Origin of the sequence: Vibrio mytili (assembly GCF_049563345.1) — a bacterium.
Lineage (GTDB): Bacteria > Pseudomonadota > Gammaproteobacteria > Enterobacterales > Vibrionaceae > Vibrio > Vibrio mytili.
In genome coordinates, this window is record NZ_CP110481.1 from 721783 (window position 1) to 740361 (window position 18579).

General features: G+C 46.2%; 15 protein-coding genes and 20 tRNA genes. 5 read left to right on the plus strand and 30 right to left on the minus strand.

Annotated features, from left to right (window positions below; all coding sequences use genetic code 11):
• Positions 1 to 59 precede the first annotated feature (59 nt).
• Positions 60 to 530, plus strand: coding sequence for a zinc ribbon-containing protein (locus tag ONE56_RS03295; protein ID WP_041155394.1), 471 nt, complete (start codon positions 60 to 62; stop codon positions 528 to 530).
• A 105-nt stretch (positions 531 to 635) separates the two neighbouring features.
• Here the strand turns inward: ONE56_RS03295 and lnt are convergent, their stop codons facing one another.
• The 5 genes from lnt to miaB all read right to left on the minus strand — a co-directional run bounded on the left by lnt (position 636) and on the right by miaB (position 6312).
• On the minus strand, positions 636 to 2171 hold the full coding sequence (lnt, locus tag ONE56_RS03300; RefSeq protein WP_423840227.1) for an apolipoprotein N-acyltransferase: 1536 nt from the start codon (positions 2169 to 2171) through the stop codon (positions 636 to 638).
• Positions 2172 to 2205: 34 nt separating this feature from the next.
• A complete protein-coding gene (corC, locus tag ONE56_RS03305) occupies positions 2206 to 3108 on the minus strand; it encodes a CNNM family magnesium/cobalt transport protein CorC (RefSeq protein ID WP_041155396.1) in 903 nt (300 codons plus the stop codon).
• A gap of 105 nt (positions 3109 to 3213) precedes the next feature.
• The gene (gene ybeY / locus ONE56_RS03310; protein ID WP_041155397.1) at positions 3214 to 3678 is read right to left on the minus strand and encodes an rRNA maturation RNase YbeY; all 465 of its coding nucleotides are present in this window, start codon (positions 3676 to 3678) and stop codon (positions 3214 to 3216) included.
• Positions 3679 to 3680: 2 nt separating this feature from the next.
• Positions 3681 to 4778: a PhoH family protein gene (locus ONE56_RS03315; protein ID WP_041155398.1), complete on the minus strand. Its 1098-nt coding sequence runs from the start codon at positions 4776 to 4778 to the stop codon at positions 3681 to 3683.
• A gap of 109 nt (positions 4779 to 4887) precedes the next feature.
• The gene (gene miaB / locus ONE56_RS03320; protein ID WP_041155399.1) at positions 4888 to 6312 is read right to left on the minus strand and encodes a tRNA (N6-isopentenyl adenosine(37)-C2)-methylthiotransferase MiaB; all 1425 of its coding nucleotides are present in this window, start codon (positions 6310 to 6312) and stop codon (positions 4888 to 4890) included.
• A gap of 392 nt (positions 6313 to 6704) precedes the next feature.
• Here miaB and ONE56_RS03325 point away from each other — a divergent pair, with 392 nt between their 5' ends.
• Positions 6705 to 7880: a 2-octaprenyl-3-methyl-6-methoxy-1,4-benzoquinol hydroxylase gene (locus ONE56_RS03325; protein WP_423840228.1), complete on the plus strand. Its 1176-nt coding sequence runs from the start codon at positions 6705 to 6707 to the stop codon at positions 7878 to 7880.
• 144 nt (positions 7881 to 8024) lie between these two features.
• On the opposite strand, the gene ONE56_RS03330 is transcribed toward ONE56_RS03325, so the two are convergent.
• The 25 genes from ONE56_RS03330 to lolB form a co-directional block, all read right to left on the minus strand.
• Positions 8025 to 8109 (minus strand) — tRNA-Leu (locus ONE56_RS03330).
• Positions 8110 to 8160: 51 nt separating this feature from the next.
• Positions 8161 to 8235, minus strand: a tRNA-Gln gene (locus ONE56_RS03335).
• Between the two features lie 43 nt (positions 8236 to 8278).
• Positions 8279 to 8363, minus strand: a tRNA-Leu gene (locus ONE56_RS03340).
• 29 nt (positions 8364 to 8392) lie between these two features.
• A tRNA-Leu gene (locus tag ONE56_RS03345) sits at positions 8393 to 8477 on the minus strand.
• A 47-nt stretch (positions 8478 to 8524) separates the two neighbouring features.
• Positions 8525 to 8601, minus strand: a tRNA-Met gene (locus tag ONE56_RS03350).
• A gap of 22 nt (positions 8602 to 8623) precedes the next feature.
• Positions 8624 to 8708: transfer RNA gene (locus ONE56_RS03355), tRNA-Leu, on the minus strand.
• Between the two features lie 83 nt (positions 8709 to 8791).
• Positions 8792 to 8866, minus strand: a tRNA-Gln gene (locus ONE56_RS03360).
• A 47-nt stretch (positions 8867 to 8913) separates the two neighbouring features.
• Positions 8914 to 8998, minus strand: a tRNA-Leu gene (locus ONE56_RS03365).
• Between the two features lie 52 nt (positions 8999 to 9050).
• Positions 9051 to 9127, minus strand: a tRNA-Met gene (locus tag ONE56_RS03370).
• 22 nt (positions 9128 to 9149) lie between these two features.
• A tRNA-Leu gene (locus tag ONE56_RS03375) sits at positions 9150 to 9234 on the minus strand.
• A 52-nt stretch (positions 9235 to 9286) separates the two neighbouring features.
• Positions 9287 to 9361, minus strand: a tRNA-Gln gene (locus tag ONE56_RS03380).
• Positions 9362 to 9408: 47 nt separating this feature from the next.
• Positions 9409 to 9493: transfer RNA gene (locus ONE56_RS03385), tRNA-Leu, on the minus strand.
• 83 nt (positions 9494 to 9576) lie between these two features.
• Positions 9577 to 9651 (minus strand) — tRNA-Gln (locus ONE56_RS03390).
• 47 nt (positions 9652 to 9698) lie between these two features.
• Positions 9699 to 9783: transfer RNA gene (locus ONE56_RS03395), tRNA-Leu, on the minus strand.
• 51 nt (positions 9784 to 9834) lie between these two features.
• A tRNA-Gln gene (locus ONE56_RS03400) sits at positions 9835 to 9909 on the minus strand.
• A 47-nt stretch (positions 9910 to 9956) separates the two neighbouring features.
• Positions 9957 to 10041: transfer RNA gene (locus ONE56_RS03405), tRNA-Leu, on the minus strand.
• 53 nt (positions 10042 to 10094) lie between these two features.
• Positions 10095 to 10171 (minus strand) — tRNA-Met (locus ONE56_RS03410).
• A gap of 81 nt (positions 10172 to 10252) precedes the next feature.
• A tRNA-Gln gene (locus tag ONE56_RS03415) sits at positions 10253 to 10327 on the minus strand.
• 47 nt (positions 10328 to 10374) lie between these two features.
• Positions 10375 to 10459 (minus strand) — tRNA-Leu (locus ONE56_RS03420).
• 39 nt (positions 10460 to 10498) lie between these two features.
• Positions 10499 to 10575 (minus strand) — tRNA-Met (locus ONE56_RS03425).
• Between the two features lie 283 nt (positions 10576 to 10858).
• Positions 10859 to 11950, minus strand: a complete 1092-nt coding sequence (ychF, locus tag ONE56_RS03430; RefSeq protein WP_041156163.1) for a redox-regulated ATPase YchF — start codon at positions 11948 to 11950, stop codon at positions 10859 to 10861.
• Positions 11951 to 11960: 10 nt separating this feature from the next.
• On the minus strand, positions 11961 to 12551 hold the full coding sequence (gene pth / locus ONE56_RS03435) for an aminoacyl-tRNA hydrolase (RefSeq protein WP_041156164.1): 591 nt from the start codon (positions 12549 to 12551) through the stop codon (positions 11961 to 11963).
• Between the two features lie 171 nt (positions 12552 to 12722).
• On the minus strand, positions 12723 to 13667 hold the full coding sequence (locus ONE56_RS03440; protein ID WP_041156165.1) for a ribose-phosphate pyrophosphokinase: 945 nt from the start codon (positions 13665 to 13667) through the stop codon (positions 12723 to 12725).
• A gap of 27 nt (positions 13668 to 13694) precedes the next feature.
• Positions 13695 to 14567: a 4-(cytidine 5'-diphospho)-2-C-methyl-D-erythritol kinase gene (gene ispE / locus ONE56_RS03445; RefSeq protein ID WP_423840229.1), complete on the minus strand. Its 873-nt coding sequence runs from the start codon at positions 14565 to 14567 to the stop codon at positions 13695 to 13697.
• Entirely contained in the window at positions 14564 to 15202 is a 639-nt protein-coding gene (gene lolB, locus ONE56_RS03450) for a lipoprotein insertase outer membrane protein LolB (protein WP_084735864.1), read from the minus strand. The genes ispE and lolB overlap by 4 nt, the downstream gene beginning before the upstream one ends.
• 134 nt (positions 15203 to 15336) lie before the next feature.
• Here lolB and hemA point away from each other — a divergent pair, with 134 nt between their 5' ends.
• The 3 genes from hemA to prmC are packed head-to-tail and all read left to right on the plus strand — an operon-like array spanning position 15337 to position 18569.
• A complete protein-coding gene (gene hemA / locus ONE56_RS03455) occupies positions 15337 to 16593 on the plus strand; it encodes a glutamyl-tRNA reductase (RefSeq protein WP_041156167.1) in 1257 nt (418 codons plus the stop codon).
• A gap of 29 nt (positions 16594 to 16622) precedes the next feature.
• The gene (gene prfA, locus ONE56_RS03460; protein WP_423840230.1) at positions 16623 to 17711 is read left to right on the plus strand and encodes a peptide chain release factor 1; all 1089 of its coding nucleotides are present in this window, start codon (positions 16623 to 16625) and stop codon (positions 17709 to 17711) included.
• A gap of 3 nt (positions 17712 to 17714) precedes the next feature.
• The gene (gene prmC, locus ONE56_RS03465) at positions 17715 to 18569 is read left to right on the plus strand and encodes a peptide chain release factor N(5)-glutamine methyltransferase (protein WP_331439324.1); all 855 of its coding nucleotides are present in this window, start codon (positions 17715 to 17717) and stop codon (positions 18567 to 18569) included.
• Positions 18570 to 18579: the final 10 nt, after the last annotated feature.

Here is an 18579-nt window from a genome sequence, read left to right on the forward strand (position 1 = left end):
CCAATCTCTACCCATGCACGCTTAAGTGACATCGGTAGGAGCAAAGATGGAGGTCAGTTATGCCTAAACGTAAAACAGGTTACGAGGAAATGCTCGAGGATGTTATCGAAACCTTGAAGCAAAGTCCGGAAGAAGTGAACAAAGCGATTGAAACGTCGGGCAAAGTGGTGGATGCCGCCAATGACTTGACCAAAGATGAGTTGGCTCTGATTAAAGCTTATATCAAATCCGACTTGAAAGAGTTCTCTGAAAGCTATGAAGAGAGTAAAACCGGGCCGTTCTATCTAACAATTGCCGATTCTATTTGGCAAGGGTTATTGGAAATTACCGATCGTACAAAAATCGAATGGATGGAGTTGTTTGACGATCTTGAGCACCAAGGTTTGTATGAAGTTGGCGATGTGATAGGTTTAGGGACACTGGTATGTGATGAATGCGGCCATAAGACAACCTATAATCATCCCACCGTGGTTATTCCATGCATTAAATGCGGTCACACAGGCTTTAGTCGCCAGCCACTAAAACCTTAGCTCGAATAAAAAAGAGGCTATCAAGCCTCTTTTTTTGTTCGTGTGACTGATTTTGCTGCGCGTGTGACTGATGCGTTATAGCGTTGCAAATAAGTATTTGAGTCTTTACTTATCTTGATTGGACTTATTACTTACTCTCGGTAACCACCAGGCAAGGATTAGGCTGAGTGCCACCCAGATATACAACGGCCAGGTACCGAAAATACGGTATGGCGTTTTTCCATCAGTGGGAGCTACTTCAGCGCGTAGAACCGCAGTTGTAAACTGAGGGACTTGTTCGATAATCTTACCTTTGTGATCTGTCACCGCGGTTAAACCATTGTTGGTTGAACGAATCAGAGGCTTGCCTAACTCCAACGCGCGCATCCGAGCTATTTCCATATGTTGTAGTGGTCCGATAGAGTGTCCAAACCATGCATCGTTTGATAACGTTAAGATGAAGTCAGTGTCGTCGGTGATGTTTTGACGCACTTGCTCATTAAAGATAATTTCATAACACAGTGCTGGCGCCATATGTTTGCCATTTGCGACGATGTTAGGCTGGATAAAATCCCCACGACTGAACGATGACATCGGTAAGTTAAAGAACGGCGCGAGTGGACGCAGGATATTTTCAAACGGTACAAATTCCCCAAACGGCAGTAGATGGTGTTTGTGATATCGCTGTGTCATATCAAAGCTGTAGTCACCGTATGGTGTGGTGCCGAGTGCTAAAATACTATTGTAAAACTGATGATCGTCGGTTTGATTCACGACCCCAGTAACGATCGCACTGTGATTGTTCTTTGCTGCACTATCGATGTTTTTGAGAAATGACGCCACTTCGATCTCGAAGGCTGGGATCGCAGCCTCTGGCCAGACAATGATATCGGCATCCCAGTTTTCTCGGGTCAGGTCAGTGTACTTCATGATCGTAGGCCAGCGTTGACTCGGCAACCATTTTAATTTCTGATCAACATTACCTTGGAGTAGAGCAACTTTGGTCGTGTCCTGCAAACGTGGAGTGACCCAATCGTACTGGCGAATACCAAACCCTGTACTGAGCAGTACCACAGGAATTACAACGACTAACCATTGTTTATGAAGCCAAGCGTAAGCCATAGCCCCGGCAGAGATAACAACTAATAGGGTCAGAAGTTCCACACCACCAATTGGCGCAAAGCTGGCAAATGGGGCATCAATTTGACTGTATCCTAGCCACAACCAAGGGAACCCAGTCATAACCCATCCGCGTAGCCAATCGGTAATCAGCCAAAGCGCAGGCGTAGCTAGCAGTACTTGGCTTAAGGTCAGTGAGGGAAAGAGTCGATTATTGAGCCAAGCAAACAGGCCAGAGTAGATGGCTAAATAGGCCACCAATAACGCCATCAAAAATACGTTGGCAATCAGTGGCATTCCGCCAAAGCCAGATATACTGACGTAAACCCAGCTAACGCCAGTTGCAAACTGGCCAAGTCCCCAGGAGTAACCTATCCAAAGCGCGCGTTTTGGTGTCTGCTTTGCGAGAAGAATAAGCAATAGTGCCGGGCTGAGGATCGCCAATGGCCACAGTTGGTAAGGGGCAAAGGCTAATGTAGTGGAGGCGCCAACAAAAGCGGCCGCTAAGGGCCGCTTGAGGCGATGAAAGAATTCATTCATCATTATTATTTTCTGATATTCCCTACAGGGTATCGCGTTACTCTTGAGCCGCTTCTACCAGTGTCTCTTCATCTGGAATGGTGACTTGGAGTTGAATGACACGACGGTTATCGGCAGCGGTGACTTTGAAGTTATAGCCCTCAATTTCGACAAGCTCACCTCGTGACGGTAGGTGACCAAAGGCAGTCATAACCATACCACCGACAGTGTCTACCTCTTCATCACTGAAGTTGGTACCGAACGTGGCATTAAATTCTTCAATAGTTGTTAACGCTCGAACGGCAAACGTATGCTTGCTAAGCTTACGAATATCGGTTTCTTCATCATCATCGAACTCATCTTCAATATCGCCAACGATCTCTTCGAGGATATCTTCGATGGTTACCAGTCCAGATACTCCACCAAACTCGTCGACAACGATCGCCATATGGTAGCGTTCTTCTCGGAATTCTTTTAGCAAGCGATCAACGCGTTTGCTTTCCGGAACCACCACAGCAGGTCGAATGACCTCTTCGATGTCAAATGGGTTGCTGTCAGAGCCTAAGTATTTAAGTAAGTCCTTCGCGAGCAGAATGCCTTCCACATGGTCTTTGTCCTCGCTGATCACAGGGTAGCGAGAGTGTTGCGCATCGGTGATCAACATGACGAGCGTATCGAGATCGTCTTTTCGATCAACTGTGACCATTTGCGAGCGTGGCAACATAATGTCTCGCACTCGCATTTCGGCGATCTCCATAACACCCTCAAGCATGTCTCGGGTATCGTGGTCGATCAGGTCATTAACTTCAGAGTCGCGGATCACATCCACAAGCTCTTGGCGGTCTTTTGGATCGCCTTGAAAGAGTTGACCTAAGCGTTCAAAGAAGGACTTTCTACTCGGACCTTCTGCCTTTTCTTTCTGCCCTTCGTTGGATGCGGGGGGCGAATTATCTTCGTTCATTGTTTCTCAAGTAAGTAACGCTATCAGAAGTGTGATAGCTCACATAGAAAGGCACATACGAGAATACTGTGAGTAATTTGCCTTTCACAATCGAGTGGCTTAACGCTACTCTTTTTCTGCGAGGTATGGGTCGTCATAACCCATGCCTTGCAAGATTTCCGTTTCGAGGGACTCCATCTCTTCGGCTTCGTCATCCTCAATATGATCATAACCTAGCAGATGCAAGCTACCATGTACAACCATATGTGCCCAGTGAGCTAATAGCGGTTTGTTTTGCTCAGCCGCCTCGTTTTCAACAACTTGTCGGCAAATGATCAAGTCACCTAATAGATCCAATTCCATACCCGGTGGGGCTTCAAAAGGGAAAGAAAGCACATTGGTTGGTTTATCTTTGCCACGATAATCATAATTCAATGTATGGCTTTCTTGCTCATCCACAACGCGTATGGTGACTTCTGCTTGTGGTTGAAAAAGAGGGATAGTCTTGTCCAACCATAATTGGAAGTCTTGTTTAGAAGGTAAACCTTCTTCACTTTTGACTGCCAGTTGCAGATCGAGTTCAATCGCCATAGTTATTCCTTCGTTGCAGTAGCTTGAGTGTTTAGCTCAGCTTTGGCAGCTTCAAGTAATTTGGCATCACGCTCTTCACGACGACGCTTTTCAAACTCTTTACGCTCTTTCTGATCTTGCGCTTCCCATTTCTCATAGGCGTTAACGATACGAGCAACAACAGGGTGACGCACGACGTCGTCGGCGAGGAAGAAGTTGAAGCTGATATCATCCACTTCGTTTAGTACTTCAATCGCATGACGCAAACCCGATTTAGCGCCGCGCGGTAAGTCGATCTGGGTTACGTCACCAGTGATCACTGCACGAGAGTTAAAGCCAATACGTGTGAGGAACATTTTCATTTGTTCTACCGTGGTGTTTTGGCTCTCATCGAGAATAATAAATGCGTCGTTCAGGGTACGACCACGCATGTATGCAAGTGGGGCGACTTCAATTACGTTACGCTCAATCAGTTTCTCAACCCGTTCAAAGCCTAGCATTTCAAATAATGCATCGTACAGTGGACGAAGGTATGGGTCGACTTTCTGGCTCAAGTCTCCTGGCAGGAAACCGAGTTTTTCGCCAGCTTCAACCGCTGGACGAGTCAGCAAAATACGACGAATCTCTTGGCGTTCAAGCGCATCAACTGCTGCTGCAACCGCAAGGTAAGTCTTACCTGTACCCGCAGGACCTATACCAAATGAGATATCGTGTGTCACCATATTAACTAAGTATTGAGCTTGATTCGGAGTACGTGGCTTAATGACTCCCTTCTTCGTCTTGACGAACACCTCTTTACCGTGCTCGATATTTGACTCAGTGTTTTGCTCTAACACCCCTGACTCTTTGATCGCAAGATGGATCTGTTCAGGCTCGATATCTGGGATCTCACCGCGTACTGGTGCGGTATCCACGTAAAGCGTTTTGAGAATATCTAGCGCAGCCGCTGAGGTATGGGGCTTACCTACGATAGTAAAATGATCACTACGGTGGTTGATTTCAACGCCCAAGCGGCGTTCTAAATGCTTGATATTATCATCGAATGGACCGCACAGGCTTGCAAGACGGCGGTTGTCTGAAGGTTCTAGGTTGATTTCTAGAGTTACGATTTTATTACTCAATGTTGCCTCTCATTTTATGCCACCTTGCAGAAGCCCGATTTAGACCGGGCTTCTAATGGCTTTACATACCTTCTTCTAAGATGGTTACTTAGTCAGGTAATTTCAAGCTTTAAGGCGTAAAAGTCGCTACACCTAGCTCATCTTCGCGGCGGGTTTTCGCCATCATTTGCGTTGGAGAAATCACGCTACGAAGGTCCATGTCTTTTTCTGTACGTACTAGCTCACCACGTAGTGAGTTTGCAAATACATCTACAATCTTCACATCAACGAACTGACCAATGAGGTCTGCACTACCTTCAAAGTTTACTACACGGTTGTTTTCTGTACGAGCACGCAGTTCCATTAGATTTTTCTTAGATGGCCCTTCAACCAATACGCGTTGCTCAGTACCTAGCATTAGACGAGAGTAACGCATAGCCTGAGCGTTAATTGTTTGTTGGAGCTCATACAGGCGCTCTTTTTTCACTTCCTCTGACAGATCACATGGGTAATCAGCGGCAGGCGTACCTGGGCGAGGAGAGAAGATAAAGCTGAAGCTCATATCAAAGTCGACGTCTTTGATAAGCTTCATCGTGTCTTGGAAGTCTTTGTCCGTTTCACCTGGGAAGCCAACAATAAAGTCAGAACTGATTTGGATATCAGGACGTGCTTTGCGTAGCTTACGGATGATCGATTTGTACTCAATGCCTGTGTGCGGACGCTTCATCATTGTCAGAACGCGATCACTACCACTTTGTACTGGCAAGTGTAGGAAGCTTACGAGTTCAGGCGTATCTTCATAAACAGCGATGATATCGTCAGTAAACTCTAGTGGGTGGCTAGTGGTAAAGCGGATACGATCGATACCGTCGATGGATGCGACCAGGCGAAGCAATTCTGCAAACGAACAGATCTCACCATCGTGAGTAGACCCACGGTACGCATTCACGTTCTGACCTAGCAAATTGACTTCACGTACGCCTTGCTCGGCAAGCTGTGCGATTTCGAATAGCACGTCGTCCATTGGGCGGCTAACTTCTTCACCACGTGTGTATGGCACTACGCAGTATGTACAGTATTTAGAGCAGCCTTCCATAATGGATACGAATGCTGTCGCGCCTTCAGCACGAGGCTCTGGTAGACGGTCGAATTTTTCAATCTCTGGGAATGAAATGTCCATGACCGGAGCGTCATCTGACTGAGACTGTTTGATCATCTCTGGCAGGCGGTGCAATGTTTGAGGACCAAAGATCACGTCAACAAAAGGTGCGCGTTCACGAATGTGGTCACCTTCTTGCGTTGCTACGCAACCACCCACGCCAATCACGACGCCTGCTTTTTTGTCTTTTAGCGTTTTCCAACGACCTAGCTGATGGAATACCTTCTCTTGTGCTTTTTCACGGATAGAACAGGTATTAAGTAGTAATACGTCTGCTTCTTCTGGTTCTTCTGTCAGCTCGTAGCCGTTAGTCGCATTCAGTAGATCCGCCATTTTTGATGAATCGTATTCGTTCATCTGGCAGCCCCAGGTTTTAATTAGCAGTTTTTTACTCATGTTGTTCGCTCGATCGTTAGTTTAAATTAAGGGAGCAAATCGCCCAATGTTTCCAGAAAGTCACCGATATAATAGCAGTTGTGGTGACCAAGTTTTAGCCGCCGTCTCGACGGTAAGCGGCGTATTGTACTGCTTTAAAAAGCACCTGACTAGTGATCTGGTCAATTCTCTGCAAAGCCTGATGAAATCAGGGGATTCGCTTTATGTTGAACAAGGTTTTTGACCATAAAAACGAATGAAAAAATCTAGCTTACTGAGCAGTATATATAGAGAGATGATGTCAAAAGTGAGGGGCTCTATATAGCCATAACTAAAGATAAACCGTTTTGTAAATGCTTGGGTGAGACGTACAATGAAAAAAGCTGGTGAATCAAGATAATGAAGAACAAAAAATGAACAGATATGACATCGCAGTAATAGGCGGAGGTATGGTCGGTGCAGCAATGGCGATAGGTTTTGCTCAGCAGGGCAGAAGTGTAGTTGTTGTTGAGGGAAACGAACCAAAACCGTTTGATAGCTCTCAAGCTATGGATATACGCGTATCCGCTATTTCTCATCAATCCGTGTCACTTCTTGAGTCGTTGGGTGCATGGGCGTCAATTAAAGCGATGCGTGTCTGTCCCTACCGTCGTTTGGAAACTTGGGAACATCCGGAGTGTCGTACTCGATTTCATTCGGATGAATTATCCCTTGAGCAACTGGGTTACATTGCAGAAAACCGCCTCATTCAATTAGGATTGTGGCAAGCCTTTGGGCAGTACGATAACCTGACTCTTGAATGCCCAGAACGTTTAAAAACCATAGAGTTTGAACAGTGTAATCGCGTGACTCTAGAGAGTGGCAAGCAATTTGAGGCGCAGTGGGTGATCGGTGCTGATGGTGCAAACTCGAAAGTGCGTCAATTGGCCGGAATTGGAATTACTGCGTGGGATTACCGTCAACATTGCATGTTGATCAATGTGAAGACTGAATTACCGCAACAAGATATTACGTGGCAGCAGTTTACACCCTCTGGTCCGCGTTCTTTCTTGCCATTATGTTCTTTCGAGGATGAAGGAACTGAATTAGGGCAAGGTTCATTAGTTTGGTATGACTCACCAGCCCGTATTAAACAGTTGTGCTCCATGACGAAGTCTCAGCTGAGAGCTGAGATCTTACATCACTTCCCGAAAGAGCTCGGTGACATTGAAGTACTGCAGTTTGGCTCGTTCCCTTTGACTCGTCGTCATGCTCAGTCCTATTCGAATAAAGGGTGTGTCCTTGTTGGTGATTCAGCACATACTATCAATCCACTCGCCGGCCAGGGAGTAAATCTAGGCTTTAAGGATGTTGATGTTCTACTAAAAGTGACACAAAACCAGAATGAGTTAAGTGATGCGCTATTGGCGAAATATGAGCGTTCTCGTCGTCCAGATAACCTACTGATGCAGACAGGGATGGATTTCTTCTACAAAGGTTTTAGTAATGATCTGGGTCCATTAAAGTTTGCACGCAATGCGGCACTAAAATTGGCTGAGCACTCTGGACCAATCAAATCCCAAGTTCTTAAATACGCACTCGGCATGTGATTGCTGCCAGTTTTTGTGGATAGATAGAAAAAAAGCGAGCATTAAGCTCGCTTTTTTAATCCGGTCAATTAATACCAATGGTAGTTAATTCACCGAGTCCAGAAAAAGAAAAAACCCAGCAACTTAATACTGGGTTTCAAATAATGGTGCGGAAGGAGAGACTTGAACTCTCACACCTTGCGGCGCCAGAACCTAAATCTGGTGCGTCTACCAATTCCGCCACTTCCGCATCTTATTTATAGTTATCAAGGCGATTGGTGAACCTCGAAAACGTTGTATATGGCAGGGCTACCTGGATTCGAACCAGGGAATGGCGGCATCAAAAGCCGCTGCCTTACCGCTTGGCGATAGCCCTAAAGCATAGTCTAAAAACTATGATCTTTCCATAAAGGAAAGAATGGTGCGGAAGGAGAGACTTGAACTCTCACACCTTACGGCGCCAGAACCTAAATCTGGTGCGTCTACCAATTCCGCCACTTCCGCACAGGTTTGATATTGTAGATTATTTAAGATGGTGCGGAAGGAGAGACTTGAACTCTCACACCTTGCGGCGCCAGAACCTAAATCTGGTGCGTCTACCAATTCCGCCACTTCCGCATCTTAAAATCTACACGATTATTAGCGTTAGCTAGTAATCGAATCAATGGTGGCTACGACGGGATTCGAACCTGTGACCCCATCATTATGAGTGATGTGCTCTAACCAGCTGAGCTACGTAGCCATTTTAAATTTTTAATCAAGAATGGTGCGGAAGGAGAGACTTGAACTCTCACACCTTGCGGCGCCAGAACCTAAATCTGGTGCGTCTACCAATTCCGCCACTTCCGCATCTTGATTTATAGTTATCAAGGTGATTGGTGAACCTCGATAACGTTCCTGTATTTCAAGGAACCTTTATTTCAAAGAAATAATGGCAGGGCTACCTGGATTCGAACCAGGGAATGGCGGCATCAAAAGCCGCTGCCTTACCGCTTGGCGATAGCCCTACAGGTCAATAGTCATGAGACTATTAATCTTTCTAATAAAGAAAGAATGGTGCGGAAGGAGAGACTTGAACTCTCACACCTTGCGGCGCCAGAACCTAAATCTGGTGCGTCTACCAATTCCGCCACTTCCGCAACTTATTCGTAGTTATCAAGGTAATTGGTAAAACCTAAATAACGTTGTTTATGGTGGCTACGACGGGATTCGAACCTGTGACCCCATCATTATGAGTGATGTGCTCTAACCAGCTGAGCTACGTAGCCATTTTAAACTTTTAATCAAGAATGGTGCGGAAGGAGAGACTTGAACTCTCACACCTTGCGGCGCCAGAACCTAAATCTGGTGCGTCTACCAATTCCGCCACTTCCGCATCTTGATTTATAGTTATCAAGGTGATTGGTGAACCTCGAAAACGTTGTATGTGGCAGGGCTACCTGGATTCGAACCAGGGAATGGCGGCATCAAAAGCCGCTGCCTTACCGCTTGGCGATAGCCCTACAAGTCAATAGTCATGAGACTATTAATCTTTCTAATAAAGAAAGAATGGTGCGGAAGGAGAGACTTGAACTCTCACACCTTGCGGCGCCAGAACCTAAATCTGGTGCGTCTACCAATTCCGCCACTTCCGCATCTTGATTTATAGTTATCAAGGTGATTGGTGAACCTCGATAACGTTCCTGTATTTCAAGGAACCTTTATTTCAAAGAAATAATGGCAGGGCTACCTGGATTCGAACCAGGGAATGGCGGCATCAAAAGCCGCTGCCTTACCGCTTGGCGATAGCCCTACAGGTCAATAGTCGTGAGACTATTAATCTTTCTAATAAAGAAAGAATGGTGCGGAAGGAGAGACTTGAACTCTCACACCTTGCGGCGCCAGAACCTAAATCTGGTGCGTCTACCAATTCCGCCACTTCCGCATCTTATTTATAGTTATCAAGGCGATTGGTGAACCTCGAAAACGTTGTATGTGGCAGGGCTACCTGGATTCGAACCAGGGAATGGCGGCATCAAAAGCCGCTGCCTTACCGCTTGGCGATAGCCCTACAGGTCAATAGTCGTGAGACTATTAATCTTTCTAATAAAGAAAGAATGGTGCGGAAGGAGAGACTTGAACTCTCACACCTTGCGGCGCCAGAACCTAAATCTGGTGCGTCTACCAATTCCGCCACTTCCGCATCTTATTTGTAGTTATTAAGGTGATTGGTAAAACCGTTAATAACGTTGTATATGGTGGCTACGACGGGATTCGAACCTGTGACCCCATCATTATGAGTGATGTGCTCTAACCAGCTGAGCTACGTAGCCATCTTTTTGAGCGAGACAATATAAACCCTCACGCTCTCAGTGACAACCCTTTTATAAAAGGAATTCCCACCTTCGATGTAATGGCAGGGCTACCTGGATTCGAACCAGGGAATGGCGGCATCAAAAGCCGCTGCCTTACCGCTTGGCGATAGCCCTACAGGTTAATAGTCGTGAGACTATTAATCTTTCTATTAAAGAAAGAATGGTGCGGAAGGAGAGACTTGAACTCTCACACCTTGCGGCGCCAGAACCTAAATCTGGTGCGTCTACCAATTCCGCCACTTCCGCATCTATTCCTAATTGCTCTGATAGAAAAGCATTTAGGAATGGTGGCTACGACGGGATTCGAACCTGTGACCCCATCATTATGAGTGATGTGCTCTAACCAGCTGAGCTACGTAGCCAAAACCATGTTTTTTCTCTCGACTGACAATGGTCTTGTCGTCGGGAACGGCGCGCATTATGCGAAGTTGAGTGAGATCCGTCAATAGTTTTTTTCAATAAATCCAGGAAAAAACCTTGTTCGCTTTCTTTTTAAACAAAGAGGCGTGTTTATGATCAAAAACTGGAAATAAATTAGCGTGCAACTAGGGAGTTTACTGTAGGTATCTGGTTTCAGAAGTAAAAAAAGCCAGCTTTCACGCTGGCTTTTTGTGTAAATGAAGTGTTTAAAATTCATTCATTTAATTAAACATTGAAACGGAAGTGAACAACATCGCCGTCTTTTACGATGTAGTCTTTCCCTTCTAGACGCCATTTACCTGCATCTTTAGCGCCACTTTCACCCTTGTGTTGAATGAAGTCGTCGTAACCTACGACTTCTGCACGGATAAAGCCTTTTTCAAAGTCGGTGTGTATTTTACCAGCGGCTTTTGGCGCCGTTGCACCGACAGGAATTGTCCAGGCTCTAACTTCTTTAACACCTGCGGTGAAGTAGGTATGCAAGTCTAGCAACTCGTAACCTGCACGGATCACGCGGTTTAAACCAGGTTCTTCTATGCCCATATCTGCGAGGAACTCTTCGCGCTCGTCGTCTTCAAGTTCTGCCATTTCAGATTCAATCGCAGCACAGACTGGAACAACTACGTTGTTTTCTTTCTCGGCGTACTCACGCACAGCGTCTAGGTAGGCGTTGTCTTCAAAACCGTCTTCGTTGACGTTAGCGATGTACATGGTTGGCTTGAGCGTTAGGAAGTTTAGGTAGCCTACTGCTGCCAGTTCTTCTTTAGAAAGCTCAACCGTACGAGCCATACCACCTTCAGTCAGTACTGGAAGTAGCTTTTCAAGCACAGTCAGTTCGAATTTTGCGTCCTTGTCGCCGCCTTTAGCTTTCTTTGCATTACGCTGCATAGCGCGTTCACAAGAATCAAGGTCAGCCATGGCAAGTTCCAAGTTGATGACTTCGATATCTTCAATTGGTGATACTTTGCCTGATACGTGGACGATGTTGTCGTTTTCGAAACAACGCACAACGTGGCCAATCGCGTCCGTTTCACGGATGTTCGCTAGGAATTTGTTACCTAAACCTTCACCACGTGATGCACCAGCAACGAGGCCTGCGATGTCCACGAACTCCATCGTCGTTGGAAGAACTCTCTGTGGGTTAACGATCTCTGCAAGTGCATCGAGACGTAGATCTGGCACAGGAACCACACCAGTGTTTGGTTCAATAGTACAGAACGGGAAGTTAGCCGCTTCGATGCCTGCTTTAGTAAGTGCGTTGAACAGAGTTGATTTACCAACGTTAGGTAGACCAACGATGCCACATTTAAAACCCATGATAGTAACCTTATTCAGCTTTGAACGTGTGGAGGCGGTTTTGTGCTTTTGACAGCCCATCCTTCATTAGAATGTCTAGACAGCGCACCGACTCGTCGGCAGCGGCATCCAATAGCTCTTGCTCTTTAGCGGGAGCTTTGCCTAGTACAAAACCTGCTACTCTATCTTTGTGCCCTGGATGGCCAATTCCAATCCGGAGGCGATAAAAATCTTTATTGTTTCCAAGTTTGCTTATTGTGTCACGCAGTCCATTATGTCCTCCATGACCACCACCTTTTTTAAACTTAGCGACACCTGGCGGTAAGTCTAGCTCGTCATGAGCAACCATAATTTCTTCTGGTTTAATTTGGTAAAACTTTGCCATTGCAGCAACCGATTTGCCAGACAGGTTCATAAATGTGGTTGGAATGAGCAAACGGAGATCCTGTCCATTGATCATGATGCGGCCTGTTACCCCGAAAAACTTTGGCTCGTTCTTCAGTGTAATGTTATGCACGCGAGCTAATTCTTCTACGACCCAAGCACCCGCATTATGGCGAGTTTTAGCATATTCTGGTCCCGGATTAGCAAGACCAACAAGAAGTTTGATTTGTTGACTCAAGGTTAGGATCTCTCTGGAATCTCAAAAAGCGCAGTATGATAGCACAGAAAACTCGCAGAGGGTGAACTCACAATATACGATCTTTTGTACTCACATCGTGCACACTCAGTACCAATAAAAAAACACCCCAAAGAGGGGTGTTTCAAAATTAGGCTAACTGAAATGTTCGAATTAATTGAACATTGCAGATATTGACTCTTCGTTGCTGATACGACGGATCGCTTCAGCCAGCATGCGAGACAGGCTAAGTGTGGTCACTTTACCTGTCGCTTCCATCTCTTTTTTCATCGTAATTGAATCTGTTACGATCACTTGGTCTAGAACAGAATTACCGATGTTTTGTGCCGCATTGCCAGAGAACACTGCGTGAGTTGCGTAAGCGAATACACGTTTAGCTCCGCGTTCTTTGAGTGCTTCCGCTGCTTTACAAAGTGTACCGCCAGTGTCGATCATGTCATCAACGATGACACAGTCGCGACCTTCAACGTCACCGATTAGGTTCATCACTTCAGAAACGTTTGCACGTGGACGACGCTTATCAACGATAGCAATATCGATGTCACCCAGTGCTTTCGCGGTTGCTCGAGCGCGAACAACGCCACCTAAATCAGGAGAGACAACCACAGGGTTTTCTAGGCCACGCGCCTGCATATCTTCTAGAAGCACTGGAGTGCCGAAGATATTGTCTACAGGTACATCGAAGAAGCCTTGAATTTGCTCTGCATGTAGGTCGATAGTAAGAACGCGGTCAACACCAACGTTGGATAGGAAATCAGCAACAACTTTTGCAGTAATTGGCACACGAGAAGAACGTACACGACGATCTTGGCGAGCGTAACCAAAGTAAGGAATAACTGCAGTGATACGGCCTGCTGAAGCACGGCGCATTGCATCAATCATAACAACCAATTCCATTAGGTTGTCGTTAGTCGGTGCACAAGTGGATTGAATGATGAAAACATCGCTACCACGAACATTCTCATTGATTTGAACTGCAACTTCGCCATCAGAAAAGCGAGAAACAGATGCATCACCAAGAGAGATGTATAGACGATCAGCAATACGTTGGGCTAGTTCAGGTGTTGCGTTACCAGCAAATAGCTTCATATCAGGCACGGTGGAAACCTCGGGTTTGCGTCCAGTTTAAATAGGTCGGTGTGAGGCTGATTGGTATTCAGCCAAAGTCTCTTTTAGTGGCGAAATATTGCGGCCATGAGCGACAAATGCCGAGACGTTATCAGAGAGTTGTGCAAGGAGAGTTTCTGCTTCTGTCTTGCTCGAAAATTCAGCAAAAACGCAAGATCCTGTCCCAGTCAATCTTGACGGCGCGTATTGTAGCAGCCATGAAAGTTGCTTATCAACCTCTGGGTAGAGCATTCGTACAATTTTTTCGCAATCGTTTACGTTTGGTGTGTTCAAAAGTGTTTCCAGATCGCGTTTTGGGGTGTTTCGCGTCAGATTTGGATGACAAAAAACGTCGGCGGTAGCGATGGAAACATTCGGTCTGATGACGAGATACCACTTTTCTTCTGGGTAAGCCGGAGACAATTTCTCCCCAACTCCTTCCGCAAAAGCGGCAAAACCTCGCACAAATACCGGTACATCCGCACCAAGCTTCAGGCCAATCTCCGCTAACTCATCATCACTGAGATTCAGTTGCCACAAATAATTGAGCGCAACCAGTGTCGTCGCGGCATTCGATGAGCCTCCTCCGATACCGCCTCCCATAGGAAGGATTTTATGCAGTTCAATATGCGCACCAAGCTGACAGTTCGCGTAGTTTTGCAAGGCGGTCGCTGCTTTCCAAATGAGATTGTCTTGCAAAGGCACGCCTTGTATTGCTGGCGAAAGGGTAATGTCACCAGAGTGATTAGCTTGGATAGTAAGCTCGTCACCATAATCGACAAATTGGAACAGGGTTTGCAGCTCGTGATAGCCGTTTTCAGTCCGACCATTGATATAAAGAAAGAGATTCAATTTTGCTGGTGAGGGCCAACGGGTTGAAATGTCGATCATTGGGCGATGTTCCATTTTGTGATCATGAGGTTTATTTTTACGTCAGAGGTGGTCAGTTTTAGTCGACTTGGCAAAGGCAGGGCATGCTTATGCCATTGTACATCGGTGTATCTTTGGTATGCGATACTCCACTGATTTAAATCTATTTTCTTCTCTAAACCTTGCAGTGTGTTGGTTGCAGAGAGTTGGAACTTGTCTGCGTCGGTTGGTAAGCCAAGCAACCAATCTGGCATATGATCAACGGGTATCATTAATCCGGTGAGACGGTAAATCAATTGGTTGGCATCGCGAGCAGAAAGTACTTGGTCATCGTATGTTTCTACTGTTGCTCCTTGGGGTGTGATGGTCAGGTTTAATGCGGTTTGACCAAGTATTGTCGTGAGTCGAAGCTGGCTAAGTGCAGATGAGTGCTTCCAGAAAAAATTCAGGTTCTGCCTTTGCTCTGGCCCAATATAACCGAGTTTTCCAGTCGCCTGAAACGTTTGAATAGATTCTAGTTTTTTTTCATGTGCTTGCCACTCTACGCTGGTGACACTTTCTGGAATAGAAGAACAACCAACCAGTAAAAGGCCGGATAGGAGAAAGATAATAAAGGAGCGTAAGGTCATGTTTGATGGCTTATTAATCGATTTCATCTGTATTCGTTCACAACTATAGCATTGAAAAGACGGACTTAGGAAAACAAATCCGGCTTACCCTTTCAATAACTGCGTCCTTACAGTAAAATTCTGAACCTATTTTATAATCGATCTCAGAGATACCACGTTAGATGTCCTTGCTTGCTATTGGAATTAATCACAATACAGCGTCTGTCGACTTGCGAGAGAAGGTGGCGTTTGGGCCGGACAAATTGGGTCCAGCCTTAGAACAGCTTCGCGAGCATGAAGCGGTCAACGGTAGTGTGATCGTGTCAACTTGTAACCGAACGGAGTTGTACTGCGATGTAAAGCAAGGAGCGCGAAATAAACTGATCGATTGGCTGGCTCAGTTCCATCAAGTGAGCCGAGAAGATTTGATGCCAAGCCTTTATGTACATGAAGAGCAGGCGGCCATTCGACACTTGATGCGCGTGTCTTGTGGGCTTGACTCATTGGTATTGGGTGAACCCCAAATTCTAGGGCAGGTCAAACAAGCGTTTTTTGATTCACGCGAACATCAATCTGTTGATGCATCAATAGACAAATTGTTTCAGAAAAACTTTTCTGTAGCCAAGCGCGTTCGCACTGAAACAGATATTGGCGGTAATGCGGTGTCGGTCGCCTATGCGGCCTGTACGCTTGCTAAACACATATTTGAATCTTTATCTGACTCGACGGTTTTACTGGTTGGCGCTGGCGAAACCATTGAGTTGGTCGCCAAGCACTTATCCTCGAATGGTTGTGGGAACATGATTGTCGCTAACCGTACTAAGGAGCGAGCTCAGGGCTTGGCCGAACAGTTCGGTGCAGAAGTGATCAGTTTGAATGAAATTCCAGATCATTTGGCAAGAGCGGATATTGTGATTAGTTCGACGGCAAGCCCGTTGCCGATCATTGGCAAAGGGATGGTAGAAACGGCATTAAAGAAACGTCGACATCAACCTATGTTGTTGGTCGATATTGCCGTTCCTCGGGACGTTGAAGCACAAGTCGGGGAGCTGAACGACGCTTATTTGTATTCGGTCGATGATTTGCAATCTATAATCGATAACAATATTGAGCAACGTAAATTAGAAGCGATTCAGGCTGAAGCGATTGTAAGTGAGGAAAGTGCTGCGTTTATGACGTGGTTACGTTCCCTACAAGCTGTAGATAGCATTCGGGATTACCGAGCGGCAGCTAATGAAATACGCGAGGACTTGCTCAGTAAAAGTTTGCAGTCTTTGGCAGCAGGCGCTGAACCAGAAAAAGTTCTACGTGAACTCAGTAACAAGCTCACCAATAAATTAATTCACGCCCCGACTCGTGCATTGCAAAGCGCGGCGGAACAGGGCGAACCGGCAAAATTAACGATTATCCGCCAGACTCTTGGCTTGGATGATCTGTGACTCACGCTTTTTATTAAGAAAACGACACTATGAAAGCCTCTATTCTGACTAAGCTTGAAACGCTAGTCGAACGTTACGAAGAAGTACAACATCTTCTTGGTGATCCTGACGTCATTGGCGATCAGGACAAATTCCGTGCTCTATCTCGAGAGTACTCTCAGCTAGAGGAAGTGACAAAGTGCTTCCAGGCTTATCAACAAGCGCAAGAAGATCTTGTTGCAGCTGAAGAGATGGCAAACGAAGAAGATCCTGAAATGCGCGAAATGGCGCAAGAAGAAATTAAAGAAGCTAAAGCGACCATCGAGCGTTTAGCCGATGAACTACAAATACTGCTTTTGCCTAAAGATCCGAACGATGACCGTAACTGTTTCTTAGAAATTCGTGCTGGTGCGGGGGGCGATGAAGCGGGTATTTTTGCTGGTGATTTATTCCGTATGTACAGCAAATTCGCAGAGAAAAAAGGCTGGCGTATCGAAGTGATGTCTTCTAACGAATCAGAACATGGTGGTTACAAAGAGATGATCGCCAAAGTCAGTGGTGATGGCGCATACGGCATCTTGAAGTTTGAGTCAGGTGGCCACCGCGTACAACGTGTGCCAGCAACTGAATCACAAGGTCGCGTTCATACTTCTGCGTGTACTGTTGCGATTATGGCGGAAATTCCGGAAGCGGAAATTCCAGAAATCAAAGCGGCTGACCTTAAAATAGACACATTCCGTGCATCGGGCGCAGGTGGTCAGCACGTCAACACCACAGATTCTGCTATCCGTATCACTCACTTACCAACCGGTACTGTTGTGGAGTGTCAGGACGAACGTTCACAGCACAAAAACAAAGCGAAAGCGATGGCAGTGCTTGCCGCTCGTATTATCCAAGCGGAAGAAGCAAAGCGTGCAGCCGAAGTCTCAGACACCCGTCGTAACCTACTTGGTTCGGGTGACCGCAGTGACCGTATTCGCACTTACAACTATCCACAAGGGCGCGTTTCTGATCACCGTATCAACCTAACGGTATACCGCTTGAATGAAGTGATGGAAGGGGATCTACAAAGTTTGATCGATCCAGTGATTCAAGAACACCAAGCAGATCAGTTAGCGGCACTTGCCGAGAACGTGTAACTCATGGCTCAAGCTCAATCGATTGAACAAGCACTGAAGAGTGCCACGGCAAAACTCACAGCAGGCGGCAAAACGTCGCCTGCTTTAGATGCCGCGGTACTGCTTTGCTTTGTGCTCGATAAACCAAGGTCTTACCTTCTTACTTGGCCAGAAAAAGCGTTAGAAACGCAGCAGCAAGAGCAATTTGAAGCATTACTTGAAAGGCGTCTCACAGGAGAACCAGTGGCTTACATTATTGGTGAGCGGGAGTTCTGGTCATTACCTTTGAAAGTCTCGCCCTCGACGTTAATCCCAAGGCCCGATACCGAGCGTTTGGTCGAAGTCGCGCTGGATAAAACCTTCAATCAGTGTGGGGCCATACTTGATCTAGGTACAGGAACCGGTGCAATCGCGTTGGCACTGGCATCGGAACTACCGAAACGACAAGTCATCGGCGTTGATCTCAAATCAGAAGCAAAACAACTGGCCGAGTTGAATGCTGCTCAGCTAAACATTAAAAATGTGACGTTTAACCAAGGCAGTTGGTTCGAACCAATTGAGTTGGGTACAAAGTTTGCTTTAATTGTTTCCAATCCTCCTTACATTGATGAAAAAGATCCGCACCTTGCGCAAGGGGATGTTCGCTTCGAGCCAAAGTCCGCCCTAGTGGCAGATGAGCAGGGACTCGCAGACATTCGCTATATCGCAAATACTGCGCGTCAGTATTTAGAGTTAGGAGGGTGGCTTGTGTTTGAGCATGGTTACGATCAAGCTAGTGCCGTTCGGGATATTATGAGCGACTTTGGCTACCAGCAAGTCACCACAGAGAAAGATTACGGTGGCAACGATCGAGTAACGCTCGGTTGTTTCACCCCATAACCACATTGAG

Bases quoted from the DNA above. Each gene is read 5' to 3' on its own strand.
- ONE56_RS03295 (WP_041155394.1), top strand. From the start codon at position 60: ATGCCTAAACGTAAAACAGGTTACGAGGAAATGCTCGAGGATGTTATC.
- lnt (WP_423840227.1), bottom strand. From the start codon at position 2,171: ATGATGAATGAATTCTTTCATCGCCTCAAGCGGCCCTTAGCGGCCGCT.
- corC (WP_041155396.1), bottom strand. From the start codon at position 3,108: ATGAACGAAGATAATTCGCCCCCCGCATCCAACGAAGGGCAGAAAGAA.
- ybeY (WP_041155397.1), bottom strand. From the start codon at position 3,678: ATGGCGATTGAACTCGATCTGCAACTGGCAGTCAAAAGTGAAGAAGGT.
- miaB (WP_041155399.1), bottom strand. From the start codon at position 6,312: ATGAGTAAAAAACTGCTAATTAAAACCTGGGGCTGCCAGATGAACGAA.
- ONE56_RS03325 (WP_423840228.1), top strand. From the start codon at position 6,705: ATGAACAGATATGACATCGCAGTAATAGGCGGAGGTATGGTCGGTGCA.
- ychF (WP_041156163.1), bottom strand. From the start codon at position 11,950: ATGGGTTTTAAATGTGGCATCGTTGGTCTACCTAACGTTGGTAAATCA.
- ispE (WP_423840229.1), bottom strand. From the start codon at position 14,567: ATGATCGACATTTCAACCCGTTGGCCCTCACCAGCAAAATTGAATCTC.
- lolB (WP_084735864.1), bottom strand. From the start codon at position 15,202: ATGAAATCGATTAATAAGCCATCAAACATGACCTTACGCTCCTTTATT.
- hemA (WP_041156167.1), top strand. From the start codon at position 15,337: ATGTCCTTGCTTGCTATTGGAATTAATCACAATACAGCGTCTGTCGAC.
- prfA (WP_423840230.1), top strand. From the start codon at position 16,623: ATGAAAGCCTCTATTCTGACTAAGCTTGAAACGCTAGTCGAACGTTAC.
- prmC (WP_331439324.1), top strand. From the start codon at position 17,715: ATGGCTCAAGCTCAATCGATTGAACAAGCACTGAAGAGTGCCACGGCA.